At 50.3% G+C, this 16897-nt stretch carries 14 protein-coding genes; 10 read left to right on the top strand and 4 right to left on the bottom strand.

Going from position 1 to position 16897, the window contains the following annotated elements:
• The first annotated feature begins 60 nt into the window (after positions 1 to 60).
• The 6 genes from FKP33_RS06210 (at position 61) to FKP33_RS06185 (ending at position 5543) form a co-directional block, all read left to right on the top strand.
• Positions 61 to 1323 carry an LLM class flavin-dependent oxidoreductase gene (locus tag FKP33_RS06210; RefSeq protein ID WP_127607173.1) on the top strand — a complete coding sequence of 421 codons (1263 nt, stop codon included), beginning with the start codon at positions 61 to 63 and terminating at the stop codon, positions 1321 to 1323.
• Between the two features lie 13 nt (positions 1324 to 1336).
• Complete coding sequence (locus FKP33_RS06205) at positions 1337 to 2143, top strand: alpha/beta fold hydrolase (RefSeq protein ID WP_141334233.1); 807 nt, start codon at positions 1337 to 1339, stop codon at positions 2141 to 2143.
• Positions 2144 to 2312: 169 nt separating this feature from the next.
• Positions 2313 to 3275 (top strand): ring-cleaving dioxygenase, encoded by a 963-nt coding sequence (locus FKP33_RS06200; protein WP_141334232.1) that lies wholly within the window; start codon positions 2313 to 2315, stop codon positions 3273 to 3275.
• A 21-nt stretch (positions 3276 to 3296) separates the two neighbouring features.
• Positions 3297 to 3935, top strand: coding sequence for an alpha/beta hydrolase (locus tag FKP33_RS06195; protein ID WP_054797128.1), 639 nt, complete (start codon positions 3297 to 3299; stop codon positions 3933 to 3935).
• A gap of 90 nt (positions 3936 to 4025) precedes the next feature.
• The gene (locus tag FKP33_RS06190) at positions 4026 to 4559 is read left to right on the top strand and encodes an NADPH-dependent FMN reductase (protein ID WP_054797129.1); all 534 of its coding nucleotides are present in this window, start codon (positions 4026 to 4028) and stop codon (positions 4557 to 4559) included.
• A 33-nt stretch (positions 4560 to 4592) separates the two neighbouring features.
• Positions 4593 to 5543 (top strand): 3,4-dihydroxy-2-butanone-4-phosphate synthase, encoded by a 951-nt coding sequence (locus tag FKP33_RS06185; RefSeq protein ID WP_141334230.1) that lies wholly within the window; start codon positions 4593 to 4595, stop codon positions 5541 to 5543.
• Positions 5544 to 5750: 207 nt separating this feature from the next.
• Here FKP33_RS06185 and FKP33_RS06180 read toward each other — a convergent pair whose 3' ends face one another.
• The 4 genes from FKP33_RS06180 to FKP33_RS06165 form a co-directional block, all read right to left on the bottom strand.
• Positions 5751 to 6566 carry a methyl-accepting chemotaxis protein gene (locus tag FKP33_RS06180; protein WP_127607181.1) on the bottom strand — a complete coding sequence of 272 codons (816 nt, stop codon included), beginning with the start codon at positions 6564 to 6566 and terminating at the stop codon, positions 5751 to 5753.
• A gap of 80 nt (positions 6567 to 6646) precedes the next feature.
• Positions 6647 to 7621 carry an electron transfer flavoprotein subunit alpha/FixB family protein gene (locus FKP33_RS06175; RefSeq protein WP_054797132.1) on the bottom strand — a complete coding sequence of 325 codons (975 nt, stop codon included), beginning with the start codon at positions 7619 to 7621 and terminating at the stop codon, positions 6647 to 6649.
• Positions 7622 to 7644: 23 nt separating this feature from the next.
• Positions 7645 to 8412 carry an electron transfer flavoprotein subunit beta/FixA family protein gene (locus FKP33_RS06170; protein ID WP_127607185.1) on the bottom strand — a complete coding sequence of 256 codons (768 nt, stop codon included), beginning with the start codon at positions 8410 to 8412 and terminating at the stop codon, positions 7645 to 7647.
• 25 nt (positions 8413 to 8437) lie between these two features.
• Complete coding sequence (locus FKP33_RS06165; protein ID WP_127607187.1) at positions 8438 to 9019, bottom strand: fatty acid metabolism transcriptional regulator FadR; 582 nt, start codon at positions 9017 to 9019, stop codon at positions 8438 to 8440.
• Positions 9020 to 9157: 138 nt separating this feature from the next.
• Here FKP33_RS06165 and FKP33_RS06160 point away from each other — a divergent pair, with 138 nt between their 5' ends.
• The 4 genes from FKP33_RS06160 (at position 9158) to FKP33_RS06145 (ending at position 16634) form a co-directional block, all read left to right on the top strand.
• Positions 9158 to 11299: a (Fe-S)-binding protein gene (locus FKP33_RS06160; RefSeq protein ID WP_141334228.1), complete on the top strand. Its 2142-nt coding sequence runs from the start codon at positions 9158 to 9160 to the stop codon at positions 11297 to 11299.
• Between the two features lie 20 nt (positions 11300 to 11319).
• Positions 11320 to 13080, top strand: coding sequence for an acyl-CoA dehydrogenase family protein (locus FKP33_RS06155; RefSeq protein WP_141334226.1), 1761 nt, complete (start codon positions 11320 to 11322; stop codon positions 13078 to 13080).
• A gap of 130 nt (positions 13081 to 13210) precedes the next feature.
• Positions 13211 to 15427, top strand: a complete 2217-nt coding sequence (locus tag FKP33_RS06150; protein ID WP_155613796.1) for a helix-turn-helix domain-containing protein — start codon at positions 13211 to 13213, stop codon at positions 15425 to 15427.
• 220 nt (positions 15428 to 15647) lie between these two features.
• On the top strand, positions 15648 to 16634 hold the full coding sequence (locus tag FKP33_RS06145; RefSeq protein WP_141334222.1) for an alpha/beta hydrolase: 987 nt from the start codon (positions 15648 to 15650) through the stop codon (positions 16632 to 16634).
• Positions 16635 to 16897 lie beyond the last annotated feature (263 nt).

The raw sequence follows: 16897 nt of genomic DNA, 5'->3' as shown, positions 1-16897 counted from the left end.
AACTCAGTTAGGTTTGCAGTTTATGCTAATGATGTAACCAAGACTTGGGAGGGATAAGCCGTGAAATTTGTTTTCGTAAACATCATGCCGTATCGGGATTTGCCCGAGGACTTCGTAGAAAATCATGAAAGTGTATGGATCACCATTCCGAGTGAATTATACGATGCCCGGAAAGGCCATCAGATTTTTAACGAGTACATCAAACAATATGAGCTTGCCGTTGACGGGGGCTTCGATGCGATTGGCTTTAATGAACATCACAGCAACGCCTATGGATTGGATAATTCTCCGAACATTATGGCGGCTATGCTGGCGGGGAAAGTTCGCCAATCGGAGAAAACGTGTCTTGTGCTCGTAGGAGACAGCATCGCTTTATACAATCCTCCGATCCGCGTGGCTGAAGAGCTGTCTATGCTGGATACCGTGACTGGCGGCCGCGTCGTTGCCGGTTTTCCAAGCGGAACCTCCATGGATACGAATTTCGTATATGGAATTCCGCCGGCCGAATTAAGACCCCGGTTTTATGAAGCGCTTGATCTCATTAAACAAGCCTGGAGCCGAAGCGAGGTGTTCTCTTTTAACGGGAAGTATACCCAGCTCAAGCATGTCAACTTGTGGCCGCGCCCTTATCAGAACCCGCATCCTCCGATTTGGATTCCCGGCAGCGGAAGTGTGGAAACTTGGGACTATTGTATCCGGAACGATCACCCCTATTATCATCTCAGTTACAGCGGCTTTGAAGCGGGCAAGAAATTTGCGGAATCCTTCTGGGAGCACCGTCAAAAGTCCGGCAAGGATTTAAATCCTTATTGGCTCGGCTACAATCAAATGATCTTCGTTTCCGAAACGGATGAACGAGCGCAGCAAGACTATGAAGAGCATTATCGCTATTTTATAAGAACGCTCATGCATATACCCGGCAAGTATGCGGAAGCGCCAGGGTATCGCAGCGCCAAAAGCGTGGCCCAGAGCGCGGTGAGTCAGTTTGCCGTACACGGCAAAAGCCGGTATGCGAGAAAACAGGATATCAGCTGGCAGGAGCTGGTTGAAGCCGGCAATGTCATTGCCGGTTCGCCTGAAACCGTTCGCGACAGACTCAAGCACTTAATTAAAACACTTCGCGTCGGAAGTATTACGGCGCACCTGAATGTCGGATCTATGCCGCACCATCTGGCCGTAAAAAACATCGAACTGTTCACCAAAGAAGTCATGCCGCACTTGCAAGGCATTTGGGACGATCAATGGCCTGTTGTGGGATGGCCGGACGTTGCTCATAACGACATCAATAAAGCAGCCTCGTCCAAAGCTGCAGTTTTATCTTAAGGGGGAAGGGAATATGGCGACGCCTCAATTGACGGCTATTCCGATACGAGATGGTCATATAGCCAAGGTGCTTGTAGCAGGGGAAGGAAAACCGGTGGTCTTCTTGCACGGTGCCGGTGGTTTGAAATGGGATTCCTATTTAGACGAACTGGCGAAAACATATAAAGTGTATGCTCCCTTCTTCCCCGGCTTGGAAGGAACGTCAGGCAGCAATGAGCTTGATCTCCGGAACTTATGGGATGTTGTTCTGTATTATTACGATCTGTTCGATTTATTAGGATTGGAGCGCATTGATCTTATCGGGCATTCCTTTGGCGGCATGCTGGCCGCAGAATTAGCGGCAACCGATTCGAGAAGAGTCAACAACCTGCTTCTCATCTGCGCAGCCGGATTGTGGAACGAAGATATTCCCATGCCGCAGGCATCTTTCCCTGAGGATTTATACTACGATGCCCAATCGCCCGTAGCCCAAGCCGCCATGGCGGTCCCGGAAGATCCGGACGAACGGATGAAATTTTTTATGGATCAACAGCTTGCAATGGCGGAAGCAAACCGCTACTTATGGCCGATTCCCGATAAAGGTTTGCGCCGTCGGCTGCATCGTATCCGGGCAAATACGTGCTTGGTGTGGGGCAAGCACGACAAAGTTATTCCTGTCGCGTATGCTTATGAATTCCAGAAAGAACTTCCGGACTCGCAAATCGCGGTCTTTGAAGAGTCGTCCCACTTCCCGCAGTTAGAGCAATTGCCGGAAGTTCTCCGAACGACCTTAACCTTACTGGCTCCTGAAAGGTATGAGGAAGTAGGCTCGTCAAGTTAGGTGAATCATGAGGATATGCGAAGCCAAGGCGGCCCGGATTGCCGTATGTTAGAAATGATAAAGATCCTGTAAGAATACAGTTAGGTATGCGTTTTATTCTAAGGATGCAGAAGCTAAACAAATTCATGTAAGCGATACCATCGCGACAATAAGAAGGAGGAAAAGAAATATGACAAATTTTATCACCGGTATTCACCACGTTACGGCCGGCGTCGCCGGCGCACAGGAGGATGTCGACTTCTTTACGCAAATCGTCGGCCAGCGCATGGTCAAGCAGACGATTCTGTTTGACGGCGCGGACAGCATCTACCACCTTTATTATGCGAACCGCAACGCCGAGATCGGAACCGTCATGACAACCTTTCCTTACAAGCAGGCCGGCGTTCTCGCCCGGAGAGGCTCCGGGCAGGTCAAGATTACTTCGTATACCGCTCCTGAATCGTCGCTTGAATTTTGGCAAAAGCATTTTGACAAGCATGGTGTGAAGCACGGCGCGATAGAAACGCGTTTCGGTCAGAAGCGGGTTCATTTCGTTCACCCGAGCGGCCTCGAGTTCGAAATTGTCGGCGACGATAACGATAAGCGCGACGGCTGGATTACGGACGAAATTTCCGAGTCGGAAGCGGTTCGCGGCTTCCACAGCGTCACGATGTCGGTTCGCGAAGTACCGGAACAGGAACGCTTCCTTACCGAAGGGCTCGGCTTCAAGAAGACCGGGGAAGAAGGTCCGTATCATCGCTTCGAAATCGGAGAGGGCGGGGCGAAGAACACGGTATTCCTCCTCCATGAGCCGGATGTTCCGCAAGGCAGCTGGATTCTTGGTCAAGGGACGGTGCATCATGTTGCATTTGCCGTCCAGAATGACGAAGAAGCGACGAAGCTCAAGCTGCATCTCGAAGGCTTGGGGTACACGGATGCTTCCGAGGTAAAAGACCGCAACTACTTCCACTCGGTTTACGTCCGCTCCCCCGGAGGCATCCTGTGCGAAATTGCGACCAGCGATATCGGCTTTGCAACGGATGAGCCATTGGATGGGCTCGGACGAAGCTTGCTGCTCCCGCCCTGGTTCGAGCATCGTCGTCAAGAGGTTCTCGCTACGCTTGAACCGATCACAAATCCGCAGGCCGTCTAGAAGATTGCGGGAATACAGTCGATGAATATTCATTTGCAGCAGCCTGTCGTTACGCGCGGTGTGCCACTAGATAAGAGCAGCGCGGTAGTTATGATGATGCACGGACGTAATCAAACGACGAACGATATCCTTGAGCTTGCGGACCGAATCAGCCTTCCTGACGTTCATTACGTTGCGCCGCAAGCGGCCGGCAACAGCTGGTATCCGAACGGATTTATGTCCCCGCTCAACGACAATGAACCTTACTTGAGCTTCGCGCTGGACTGTTACCATACGCGGATCTCCGAGCTGCTCGAGCAGGGGATCCCCGTAACCAAGCTGGTCCTCCTCGGTTTTTCGCAGGGAGCCTGCTTGACGGCCGAATATGCCGTGCGGCGCCCTGGACGATATGGGGGGATCGTGCTGTACACAGGCGGTGTGATCGGTCCCGAAGGCATGCAGCGGAACGTTGAAGGATCGTTCCTGGACACGCCGGTTTTTCTGGGGTCAAGCGACATCGACGGTTGGGTGCCCGAGCAGCGTGTGCTTGAAACGGCAGCTCTCTATAAGCAGATGGGGGCGGATACGGTAGCCCGGATTTATAAAGATATGGACCATATTGTCAACGACGATGAAATTGCATTTGCAAGAGCGCTCATCCGGCAGGTGCAATCGGCCTAAGCGCCGGGTTGGTCGTCGGGAAGGGGCAATTGTAGAGGTTGCCCCTTTCTCTATGGTTCGCGAAGTTGTATGGAAGGAGACTGTGACTACATGAAATTATTGGCGATCTGCGGGACGATAACCGGATCGAAAACGCTCGCTGTTCTGAACAAGGTGCTGGAAGAAGTGAAGAACGGCGACCCGGCCATTGAAATCCAGCTGCTGGACATGAAGCAATACGATGTGCAGTTTTGCGACGGGCGCTCTCCGGACGCCTACACAGGGGATACGAAACAAGTGATCGATATGGTCAGCTCGGCGGATTGTTTTCTTATCGGCACCCCGATCTTTCAAGGCTCCATTACGGGAGTCCTGAAGAACCTTTTTGATTTAGCACCCGTTTCCGCGTTCAGACACAAGGTGATGGGCTTCATAGCGACCGGCGGAACCTACCAGCACTACCTGGTGATAGAAAATCAGTTGAAGCCGATTGCAGGTTATTTTCGCGCATATACGGCGCCTAGCTACGTCTATGTTCATAACGATCACTTTAATGCGGCCAATGAGATTACGGACCGGGATGTGCTCGATCGAATCTCGTATTTGGCTGAAGAATTGATCATGATGCAAAAAGCGCTCAAATAGGCTGCACCATTATGGGAAAGGGGATGTTCGATCATGGGTCATAAAAGCGGCTATCTGGAGGGGAATGGATCGAATGACAAACCCTTGATTATTGTGGACGATGTAGAGCAAAAAACGGGTTATTGGATGGGGGCGGCCCGATACGCGACCCCGGAGCAAGTGAATGTTATGATCAAAACGGGCAAAGGGCTAGTCTATGTATGCATAACCGAGGAGAAGGCAGAGCAATTAAACCTTCCTCTCATGACGAGCCATGGAAGCAGCGGATCAACTAAAAATTTTACAGTTTCCGTTGATTATAAAACGACCTCTACCGGAATTTCCGCCTATGAACGGGCGGATACCATTAAAGCTTTGGCCGACGATGCAACCGAATCGCTTGATTATAGAAGGCCGGGGCATATCTTTCCTTTGGTAGGCAAAGCAAACGGGCTGCTTGAGCGGCAAAGCATTGTTGAAGGCGTTCTCGAATTATCCGAAGAGATATCCGGCCAGCCGGTCGGCTATATGTGCGAAATTTTAGATGATAACGGGGAAATAGCAAGCATAACGGAAATCGAACAGCTGGCTCGCCGGCATGATGTTCCTATTGTTTGGTTGAGCGAGCTGATCCGCAAGAAATTGGAAGAGCATTGCCGGTTAAGCATGGTTCGTTATGCGGAGCGTGAAACTTCCGGCAAGCCGAGGAAAAATTATTCCGAAGATCAAATCGTCCATTTCACCGATCTTTTGTTCGTCGATTATTGCGAGAAGCAATTTGGCGTCAATAAAGGAATTTACAATACCATCGAATCCTGGTTTTACAAGAAAGGGCATGTTGACATTGTAGAACGAAGAAAGACCGTGCTTCGGTTTCTCCAATTTGTCGATGGAAGCAATCGGGAAAATAACCGAAAGCTTAAGTTTGGCCACAGAGGGTTAGTCCCAAAGCTGGACGAATTTACGGTCAACGATCTATTGAACAGGAGGACTCTCAACCTGTGAAAGGAAGGAAAGTCTCATTAAGAAACCCATCCCGCAGAAATAGCGCCGCACCTGACATGCGCACCTCCTTCAGGAAGGGGCTCATCTCGTGTTCATGTTGAAGCCTTAGGATGCCTCCATACATCGTGAACCTGCTCCCCGCAGGCACACGATGTATGGAGGCATCCTTGTCGTTTCGTAGGAATTCGTTTGGAGCACAAACTGCTTTCAAACTTTGGCGGAGGCCAGCAATTCTTCCGACGTAACGTGAATGCCCTCGCACACCGTGTTGATTTTTTGCAAGCCGGCCGTATGTTCCTCCGAGAAGGCCGCTACATGCTCAATCGAATGATGCATCATGGACACGTTCTTTTGAATTTTATCCATCTGGAATTGAACATCCTGCGCAAACTGTTTACAATAATCGGCCATTTTCCTAATTTCCGATGCGATCACTTCAAATCCCCGGCCTTGTTCCCCGAGTCGTGCCGCTTCAATCGCCGCGTTCAGACCGAGCAGCTTGGAGTTCTCGGCAATTTCCTGGACGGAATTCAAGATCGCATAGCTCCGCTCCACATCCTTGATGATTTCTTCGGATTGCCCCTGAATGATTTGAATTTGCGTGGCCAGGTCAGTTGAGGTCTGGCTTATTTCCTGCGTGGAAATCGCCATCGTTTCAAGAGCGTTCGATATTTTGGAGGTCCCGTTTCTTAACATTTCGAGTCTATGCGTGGACACGAGCGCGGTCAGCACGCCAAGCAGCTCGCCCTCTTCAAATACAGGCACCGCCGTAGAAATGTATGCGACTCCAAATCTTTCGGGCCCGCGTTCTTCCCGGAAAACCTGTTGTTCCTCCAGGGCCTTGGAAGTGACCGTCCCTTTGAATGTTGCCATGGGCTCCCCGATTTTAGTCGGCCAATCCAGGGTTCCCCCAGGCAGCTCCGCGATTACTTTCTCTTTATTGAACACCGTTAGTCTGACATCCTCGGGAAAAGCCAATTGGATAATATCCAGCAGGCCGGCCAGTTGCTCAAGTTTGTTCAAAGCGAAGCCCTCCTTAACTTGTTCATAGTATGTGCAAACCGTAACAAATTGCGGCTCTCGGGGTATTTGCGGTGAAGGCGCTAGGTGAGCGTTACTTTAAATTCTTCGGTCAATAGCGGCACCACATCGAATAAATCGCCGACAATGCCGTAATCGGCCACTTGAAAAATCGGAGCTTCCGGATCTTTGTTAATCGCGATAATAATCCGGGATTGGCTCATGCCGGCCAGATGCTGGATGGCGCCGCTAATGCCGCACGCAATATAAATTTCGGGCGTAACGACCTTGCCGGTTTGTCCGATTTGCATCGAGTAGTCGCAGTAGCCTGCGTCGCAAGCGCCGCGAGAGGCGCCGATCGCCGCGTTCAACGCCTCGGCCAGTTGCTCCAAAGGTTTAAAGCCTTCAGCGCTCTTTACTCCCCTGCCGCCGGCCACTATAATCTTGGCTTCGGTTAAGTCGACCTTCCCGGAGGCCTTGCGCACGACGTCTTTCACGATGGAGCGCAGCGCTGCGGGAGGGCTGTAGCTTACGGGAACGATCGGGGCCAGGGAGCCGGTTTTCTCCGCGGGAGGCACATTGTTCGGGCGAACGGTAACGATCGACGGCCCCTGAACAAACCGTTTCTGTTCCAACGCTTTTCCGGCATAGAGGGAACGTGTAAACAAGACGTCGGCGCCGGACTTCTCAATGGCCGTGACATCGGAGATTTGTCCTGCGTTTAAGTGGGCTGCCAGCATCGGAGCCAGGTCGCGCCCGATGCCCGTATGACCGAGGAATACCGCATCCGGGCGGATGCCGTCGATGAGCTCGGCTATGGCAGGAAAATAAGTATCCGGATTATAATTTTCCAGACTGGGATGATCCAGCACGTGGACGGACTCTACGCCGTATTGGGCCAGTTCTTCGGCCAAAGAAGTGATTTGATGCCCGGGAAAAACGGCAACGAGGCGATCTGCGTCATTTTTAGCGATTTTCGCAGCGTGAAGCGCTTCCAAAGTAACTTGACGCAGCTTGCCGGAACGTGCTTCGGCGATAACGATATAGGTTAGGCTCATAGGTATTCCTCCTCGATTGAATGTTAGATGGCTTTCGCTTCCGTGCGAAGCAGTTGTACCAATTGATGGGCTTGTTCTGCCGGGGTCCCCTGCAGAAGCTTTCCGGCGCCTCGGGCCGGCGGAAGAGAAAGGGAGGCCTGAACGGTTTTGGCGGCGATCTGTGCCGGCGTTAACCCGAGCTCATCCAAACCGATGAGGGTGAACGGCTTTTTCTTGGCTTTCATAATGCCGGGCAAAGAAGGATAACGGGGCTCGTTCAAGCCCTGTTGGGCGGTAAAGAGTGCCGGGAGCGAGATTTCCACCGTTTCCGTATCTCCTTCGGCATCGCGAAGAGCGACCGCTTTGTCACCCGAAATTTCCAGCTTCGTAATGGAGGATACGTGTGGAACATGGATCAGCTGAGCCAGCCGTACGGCGACTTGGCCTGAACCGTGATCTACGGAGAAATTTCCTCCAAGGATAACATCGAACGATTGCTTGCCGAAATAAGCGGCTAAAGCGTTGGAGACGCTAAATTCGTCATTCCCGATGCGCTCGTCCGAGATCAGAACCGCTTCGTCGGCCCCCATGGCCAAAGCGGTTCTTAGCGCTTCGGCACAACGCTCCGGACCGACGGATACGACAACGACATGGCCGCCGTGCTGCTCTTTTAACCGGATGGCCTCCTCCACCGCATATTCATCGTACGGGTTGATGATGAATTTGACCCCGTTGTCGGCTATTTTCCCGTTCTCGATTACGATTTTTTCCTCGGTATCGAAGGTTTGCTTGAGGATGGCATAAATATTCATCGGAATCCCTCCTGCTTTGGATGTATTATTTTAAACCTTTGATTAAAAATTCAGTGGTGCTTTCAATAAGCGACGTCAGGGAATACTTTCGGCCCGATATCAGCCAAGAGGAAATGACTTGATCCATGGCCCCGAACAACAGCCTCCGGGCGTGCTTGACTTCAAGGTTAGGGCGAAATGCCCCCTCCTCCTTACCTTTCTGCAGCACATCTTCGATGAGCCTGAAGAACGGGCTCGTATACTGGCTGATTTCTTTGCGTAGTTCCATCGGATGTTGGCGCAGCTCTACGATGTTTAAGTAGGCGATATGGACGTTTTCTTCCATGAACGTAAATAAAATCTCGCATATGGCATGTATCGCTGCATCCGCATTCAAGGTTTCCTTCAGACGATCGGTTAAGAGCTGGGTAAAACCGGTTAACGTTGTGCGGTACACGGTCGTCAGGATGTCTTCCTTGTTCTGGAAGTATAAATAGATCGTACCGTCGGCAACACCTGCCTCCTTGGCAATTTTGGATATTTGCGCTCCGTTAAAGCCGTGTTCAGCGAATACCTTTAAAGCTGCCTGTAAGATGGCATCCGTTTTGTCAATTTTCTTTCTTGCCATGAAACCTCCGTCATGATAGAATAACTCACAATTAATGAATCTACATTCATTAATTATTGTAGATGACGCCATATGAATTGTCAATGCTTGCAAGAACCGGAAGATAGCTTGCAGACCAAGGAAGGAAGGGAACGATGCATGACGTGGCAGTGGATTAACTTCATCTTGTTTTTGGCGGTAGTCGGGTATGGACTCTATCTGTTTTACAAAGCTGTGTTTCATCGATATTTATATGTAAAGCTCGGCCAGCCCGCCGAATTTCATTCGAGTCTGCAGGGCGGACGGCTTCAGGAATTTGTATCACAGGTATTTGCCCAGAAGAAGCTGATGAAAGATCCGAAGAGCGGCTTGATGCACATCGTCATTTTTTACGGCTTTATCATTCTGCAATTCGGCGCCCTGGATTTAATAGTGAAAGGTTTGACAGGCGGGGGCGCTTTGCCGATTCCAGGCTATGATGCATTCAGCTTGATGCAGGAAATAACGGTGTTCGTTATTCTTGTGGCGGCGGGTTATGCCGCATACCGCAGATATGTGGAGAAACTGCCCCGCTTGAAAAGAGGCTGGAAGCCGAGCCTGGTGCTGTTTTTAATTTTTTTCCTGATGATGACGGTCCTGTTCTCTCTCGGGTTCGAACGGATCTGGCTCATGCACGAGGCATCCGTGTACGCTCCGCTTTCATCGTTGATCGCTGCGGTCTTCAGCGGAATGTCCGAAACGGCTGCGAAAGCCGCGTTTTATATGTTTTGGTGGGCGCACTTGCTGATTCTTCTCGCTTTTCTCGTGTATATCCCGCAATCCAAGCACTTTCATCTCCTGACCGCACCGCTCAACATTTGGTTTCGCCGGGCTGAGCCGGCAGGCCGGTTAAAGAAGCTGGATCTGGACAATGAAGAGGCCGATAACTTCGGGGTAGGCAAAATCGAAGATTTTACGCAAAAGCAGATGCTGGACTTTTACGCTTGCGTGGAATGCGGCAGATGCACGAATGTGTGTCCTGCGTCGAATACGGGGAAAGCGCTGTCTCCGATGCATATGATTATGAAGCTGCGGGATCATTTAACCGAAAAAGGCGCCGCGATTACGTCCAAATCGCCCTGGGTGCCCGGATTTGCTTTCTCTTCGTCCGGCGTGCATGCGATGTCCGGGATCAGCGCGAACGGAACCAACTGGGATTCGCCGGAAGTGACCGATATTGGGCCGACCCTCGAATGGCAGAAAGGCCATTGGGCTGTGCAGGAGCGCAAGGCGGAAGAGCTCGAATTGATCGGAGACGTCATGACGGAGGACGAAATCTGGTCGTGTACCACGTGCCGCAATTGCGAGGATCAATGTCCGGTCGGCAACGAGCATGTCGACAAGATCATCGACCTGCGCAGGCAGCTCGTCTTGATGCAGGGCAGCGTACCGGCTGAAGGCCAGCGTGCGATGCAAAATATCGAAAGACAAAGCAATCCATGGGGCTTAAGCCGGAACGACCGCGAGAAGTGGACGGGGGAAATCGAAGGCTTGGCCGTGCCGACGGTGAAGGACAATCCGGATTTTGACATCCTTTTCTTCGTAGGATCGATGGGCTCTTATGACTTGCGCAGCCGCAAAATTTCCCGGGCTTTCGTCAGATTGCTGCATGAAGCCGGGGTCAGCTTCGCCATTCTCGGCAACGAGGAGAAAAACTCCGGGGATACGCCGAGGCGGATGGGGAATGAATTTTTATTTCAACAGCTTTGTCTGGAAAACATCGAAACCTTCCAAAAGTATGGGGTTAAAAAGATTGTAACCGCTTGCCCGCACACGTACAATACGTTGAAAAACGAATACCCGGAATTCGGGCTGGAGAATGTGGAAGTGCTTCACCATACCGAGCTGTTGGATCGGCTGGTCCGCGAAGGAAAGCTGAACCCGCAGTATGAAATAAAAGAACGCATCACCTATCACGATTCCTGTTATTTGGGCCGCTACAATAACGTTTACGAACAGCCCCGCCGCATATTGAAAGCGATTCCGGGCGCCGAATTGGTCGAGATGGAACGAAACCGCGAGAACGGGATGTGCTGCGGTGCCGGCGGCGGGATGATGTGGATGGAGGAAACGGCAGGCAAAAGGGTTAACGTAGCCCGTACAGAGCAGGCTCTGCAGGTCAATCCGACGGTCATTAGCAGCGCATGTCCGTACTGCCTGACGATGATGGAGGACGGTACGAAAATGAAGGAAATGGAAGACCGGGTGAAAGCGAAGGATATTGCCGAAATATTGGAACAATCCGTCTTCGGATTGAACTAAATGATGAAGGGGAGAGTAAGATGAATAAAATTGTGGGCGGCAGCTTTCTGGTGCAAGAAGCGGATTTGAATCGAATCGTCACACCGGAGGATTTCACGGAAGAGCAGCGTATGATCGCGCAATTGGCGGACGATTTTGTAAGGAATGAATTAGAGCCGCTGGAAGAGGAAATGGAACATCAATTGAACGTCGAGTTAACGAAGGAAAAGCTGCGGACCGCGGGTGAACTGGGCTTGCTCAGCGCAGAAGTACCGGAGCGGTATGAAGGCCTCGATGTGGATAAAGTCAGCGCGCTGTTAATCAATGAGAAGATCGTCAGAGCGACCTCGTTCTTTATCTCGTATGGAGGTCAGACGGGCATCGGTTCGCTGCCGATCGTGTTTTTCGGCAACGACGAGCAAAAGAGGAGATACTTGCCGGGTATTGCAGCCGGAGAGAAGCTGGCCGCCTATGCGCTGACGGAAGCCTCGTCCGGGACGGACGCACTGGGAGCGAAGACGCATGCTAAATTATCCGGCGATGGCGCTTATTATATATTGAACGGAACGAAGCAATTTATTTCCGGATCGAGCTTTGCGGATGTGTTCATCGTCTTTGCGAAGGTGAACGGGACGGACTTCAGCGCGTTTATCGTGGAACGGTCGTTCGACGGGCTGCATATCGGACCGGAGGAGAAGAAGATGGGACTCAAAGGCTCTTCCACCTGCTCATTAACTTTGGAGGATGTGAAGGTTCCGGTTGAAAATTTGTTGGGAGAGGTCGGCAAGGGCCACCTGATCGCGTTCAATATTTTGAATCTCGGGCGATTGAAGCTGGCGGCGGGAGGCCTGGGGCTCTCCAAGGCGGCGATCGAAATTTCGGCTGCCTATGCGAATGAACGCAAGCAGTTCGACCGGCCCATTGCTTCCTTCCCGCTCATCGGCAAAAAGCTGGCCGACATGAATATCCGGACCTTCGCGCTTGAAAGTATGATTTACCGAACGGCCGGCTTGCTCGACGAGGGCTTGAGCGTGCTCGATCACAGCCATCCGAATGTCGATTCCTTGTCGGCCAAAGCGATTTCCGAATATGCGCTGGAATGCTCGATCAATAAAGTGTTCGGCTCGGAGGTTCTCGATTTTGTCGTGGATGAAGGATTGCAAATTCATGGGGGCTATGGGTACATTCAGGAATACCGGATTGAGCGTATGTACCGGGACTCGCGGATATTCCGCATTTTTGAGGGAACGAATGAAATTAACCGGATGCTGATTCCGGATACCCTGGTGAAGCGGGCGTTCAAAGGCGAGCTGCCTTTATTGGAGAAGCCGGGCGAGCTGCAATCCGTGCCCAGCTCCTCTGCCGGCGAAACGTTGGAACTCGAAGCACGGCTAATTGCAAACGCCAAGCATACGTTCCAATGGCTGCTGGCGCAAGCCGTACAAAGATATGACAAGAAGCTGAGCCAGGAACAGGAGATCGCAGGCAACTTGGCCGATATCGTCATTTCCATCTACGCCATGGAGAGCGTGCTGCTTCGGACGAAGAAAATGATGGCGCGGACTCGTGAAGACCAAGCCCGCCATGCCATTCAGATGACGATCGCTTTCGTGCATGAAACCGTCGACAGGATCGCATCCTGGGCCAAGGAAATGATATGTGCCGTCCTTTCCGGCGATGCGCTGCTTGCCGCGTTGGCGGCGTTGACCAAGGCAACGGCCTCCGTACCCGCCGTCAACCTTATTGATTTGAAAAGGAGCGTCGCTTCGCGAGTGATCGACGCGGAAAAATACGTCGTTTAATGGCAGGTCGGCTCTCCTCTCTAATTGAATTACTTTCCATGAGGCGATTTTCTAACTATAATAAAGATATTATTTTTCTTTATTGGCAGAAAATGTGGATGAGCGATGAATTCGAAAGGGGAGCGAACGGTTGGATACCCAGAAACAAAAACACCTGTTAGAAAAAATCGATCACCATCTTCGAAAAACGGCAAGGCGGATGGTTCAGTTTGATACGCTGGACGAAACGCTGCATTACTTAATCGATTCGTTTCACGAGCAGTTCGCTTGCAACTATATGGCGATTATTATCAAGGACGGGCATACGCTGAAGATTAAAGCGAAGAAGGGCGAGGCCCCTCAGTTTGAGCAGCATTTTCCATTGAGCAGTGAAGCCTGTTTGCCCCGCGTTTATGGCGAGCCGCTCTGTACGTTTGATTTGATTAAAGAAGAAGACAATTGCTCTTTGTTATCAGGTTTAAATGCGGAGCAGTTTCAAACTTGGTTTACGTTCCCGATCCGGCAGGAGAACGAAGACAGCTTGGGCTTGTGCGTGATCGGCTTCCGTTCCTTTGTTCCTCTCGTACTCGGTGCGGAGAAGCTTTTCGAGGAATATGGCAAGGACATCGCGATCGCATTTGCCCTGGGGCAGCAAAAAGAAACCGAGCTTAAGAAAATAAAAGGGCTCGAGTGGTTGAAGGAAAATGTATATTTGGGCGGCTCCTCGTTAGAAGAGATCGTAAGTAAAATCGTGGAACGCGCAGGAAAAGGGACGAATGCGGAATCTGCCTTCATTTACCTGTATGACGAAGACACGAACTGTTTTCTGTATCAGCCTCCGTCTTACGGAATTAATATTCCGCAGGACAAGATCGATCTCAAGGAAGCCTACGATTTAAACCCGTTTTTTGCTTTCCTGGAAAAGCCGGGCGGCGGTGAAATTACAATTCCGTTGATCATCAATTTGAAAACGATCGGCGTCCTGCATGTCATCAATAAAGAGCATGCGTTGTTTACAGCCGACGATTTAGAGCTGCTGCAGTTTTTAGCCTCGCACGTTTCGGCTCTGATTGAGAATGCGAGATTGTATTCCAGTGAAAAAGACCGCAAATACCGGCTTGAAACGTTCATGCATCATCAGCAGGAATTGGTCAAGCATACACTGGAAGACGACGGATTCTCCAAAATTTCCGAGTTTTTGTCGGATATGATGAAATGCTCCGTTTTTTTGTTTGACCGGTTCTTTCATCTGACTTCGAGCTGTATCCTGGAATCCGATCCTGCGATGGGGGAGCGTATTCTATCCCAGGTGAAGAACGAAAGGCGGCACTTTCAGCAAAGCAAGCAATTGGAGTATTGGATCACGGTTAACGACCAGCTTGAATTCGGCATGTTTAAGGTCGTTGGAGCAGGTGATCTGTTGGGCTATCTGGGCCTGGCGATTCCCAGAAAGAAGCTCGATACCGTATTAAAGATGACCCTGAACCATGCGCTTAACGTATATGCGGTTCAATTCATCAAGCAGAAGGTTGTTCTTGACGTGCGGGAACAGGTGAAGGACAGCTTTTTCAATCAGTTATTTGTGGAGGAAATCCATAACAAAGGCAAAATATTAGAGTACGCCAATCTGCTGAATTGGAATATTCTCGAGCCGCACGTCATTGGATTGTTTTCCTTTGTGTTCGAAGAGAAGGAAGAGCAGAAATCCAATCTCCTTGAAGTCGATGCCCAAAAAACATGGATCTGGGATCGGATCCGCGACCATGTTTCCAGATCAGAGCCCGGGATTATCCTGACACGCAAGGATGAATATTATGTAACCATTGTTCCCCAAGCCAAAGCGACCGGTGCGTTTTGGAAAACCTTTTATGAAAGAATCAAGAAAATCATTAGCTCCGAGTTCGACCATGTGGCCAGTTATTTGGGAATCAGTCAAGAGGCCCATAAAATCGAAGATTACTATAATTGCTACAAGCAAGCGCAAAAAACGTTGGCTATTCTTTATAATCGCTTTCCGGACAAGCAATTTCTCAGCTTTCATCAGCTAGGCTCCTATACGGTGCTGTACAACTTGGCGGATCCCCATATCGTTCCCCTATTTTTGAGAGCGTATCTGGACCCGCTGCTGCAGTACGCTAACGGAAAGAACCGCGACCTGTTCGATACACTGAGGGTATATTTGCAGACGAACGGAAATATCAAAGATTCCTCCGATCGCTTATTCATTCACCGCAGCTCCTTTAAATACCGCCTGGAAAAAATCAGGGAAATCCTTCAGGTGGATATTGACGATGCCGAGCAGCGATTTAACATCATGCTGGCGTACAAGCTGTATGATCTGCATCTTACGGAAAGCTCCGATGCCTAAACCTTTGTTTACGGCGGAGAATTTTCATTTGTTCTTTTCCTGCATCACGAACGTACCCAATCATGGGTATTCATTGTATGATGATTTCAACACAAGGAATGACTTCGCTGCATAGAGAACGAGCATGAAGGTTTAAGTAACCGCTTTCTTAGCAGGAGGAGGGATGCTCACTTCGATTGCCCTGAATGTATGATTCATATATTTTAGGAGGATGTCGTCGATGAAACTGAAAAAAGCAACCCTTCTCACCCTGTTAATGGTTTGTATCTTCACCGCAGCCACCGGACTTGCCGTTGCCGCTACTAACGGAGCTAAGCTGTTAGAAGTTTCTATGAAAAAGCTCTCTGTAGACTTTATTTCGGACATTGTTTACTCGCAGCCTTCAATCTTTGGCGATCCTAATTTCCCTCTTCATATGGATATTTTGAAGCCCGGCAGTCAAGAGCTTCTTCCCGCCGTTGTATTTGTTCCTGGCGGAGGCTTTATGTCAGCCAATAAAGACAGCTCTTTACAACAAAGAATGACGATGGCCGAATCAGGCTATGTCGTGGCAAGTATCGAATACAGAGTCACCCCCGGAAGCACCTTCCCTTCACCGCTAGAAGATGTAAAGTCGGCGATCCGCTACCTTCGGGCCAATGCTGCTAAATATGGTATTGATCCGGACCGTATCGCGGTGATGGGGAATTCAGCCGGCGGCTATCTGGCGGCATTCAGCGGAACAACCAATGAGGTTGCGGCATTTGACAAAGGCGATTATCTTCATCTGAGCAGCAACGTGCAGGCCGTCATTGATTTATACGGTTTGTCTGATTTAACGAAGGTAGGATACGGTTTCTCCAAAGAGGTGGAAGCTGTTCACGACTCTCCTTCCGCGCCGGAAGGGATGTGGGTAAACGGACCTGCGGTGTTCGGCCCCGGCGGATCGATCCATTCCAATCCTGAGAAAGCGGCCAAAGCCAATCCGATCACGTATATTACGAAGGATGCACCTCCATTCTTAATTATGCATGGCGATAAGGATACGTTGGTTTCTCCGAACCAAACGGAGATTTTGCATGAGGCTCTCGTAAGCCAAGGAGTGGATTCCACCTACTACGTGGTTCAAGGTGCCGGGCACGGCGGACCGCAATGGGTGCAAACGGAAATTACGGATATCCTTATCGCTTTCTTGGATAAACATCTGAAAGACAAGAAGCCGAATTGAGCTTATGAGGCTCCATCATGGCTTATCAAATCGTCCAACCTTCCATCGTTTTCGTTGGAAGGTATTTTCTTTCTTGTTCTACGTCACGATGTGGAAATTTATGCGCTTACTTTCCTGCACGATGAAGGTATTTTTTTGCCGGATTTCTTTTTATAATAAGATTTAAGGAAATCGGTTATTTTAACCCATCCAAATGTAAGCGATAACATTGTATCCAGTCAAAATGAAGGAGGAATCCGGGAAGCAGGTTTACTTTCGGAAGG

This window comes from Paenibacillus sp. tmac-D7 (assembly GCF_006519665.1).
GTDB classification, from domain to species: Bacteria; Bacillota; Bacilli; order Paenibacillales; family NBRC-103111; genus Paenibacillus_G; species Paenibacillus_G validus.
This window is presented reverse-complemented; position numbering and strand designations above follow the sequence as displayed.

Coding starts and splice junctions, on each gene's coding strand:
- FKP33_RS06205 (WP_141334233.1), top strand. CDS start 1,337: ATGGCGACGCCTCAATTGACGGCTATTCCGATACGAGATGGTCATATA.
- FKP33_RS06200 (WP_141334232.1), top strand. CDS start 2,313: ATGACAAATTTTATCACCGGTATTCACCACGTTACGGCCGGCGTCGCC.
- FKP33_RS06195 (WP_054797128.1), top strand. CDS start 3,297: ATGAATATTCATTTGCAGCAGCCTGTCGTTACGCGCGGTGTGCCACTA.
- FKP33_RS06190 (WP_054797129.1), top strand. CDS start 4,026: ATGAAATTATTGGCGATCTGCGGGACGATAACCGGATCGAAAACGCTC.
- FKP33_RS06185 (WP_141334230.1), top strand. CDS start 4,593: ATGGGTCATAAAAGCGGCTATCTGGAGGGGAATGGATCGAATGACAAA.
- FKP33_RS06175 (WP_054797132.1), bottom strand. CDS start 7,621: ATGAGCCTAACCTATATCGTTATCGCCGAAGCACGTTCCGGCAAGCTG.
- FKP33_RS06170 (WP_127607185.1), bottom strand. CDS start 8,412: ATGAATATTTATGCCATCCTCAAGCAAACCTTCGATACCGAGGAAAAA.
- FKP33_RS06165 (WP_127607187.1), bottom strand. CDS start 9,019: ATGGCAAGAAAGAAAATTGACAAAACGGATGCCATCTTACAGGCAGCT.
- FKP33_RS06160 (WP_141334228.1), top strand. CDS start 9,158: ATGACGTGGCAGTGGATTAACTTCATCTTGTTTTTGGCGGTAGTCGGG.
- FKP33_RS06155 (WP_141334226.1), top strand. CDS start 11,320: ATGAATAAAATTGTGGGCGGCAGCTTTCTGGTGCAAGAAGCGGATTTG.
- FKP33_RS06145 (WP_141334222.1), top strand. CDS start 15,648: ATGAAACTGAAAAAAGCAACCCTTCTCACCCTGTTAATGGTTTGTATC.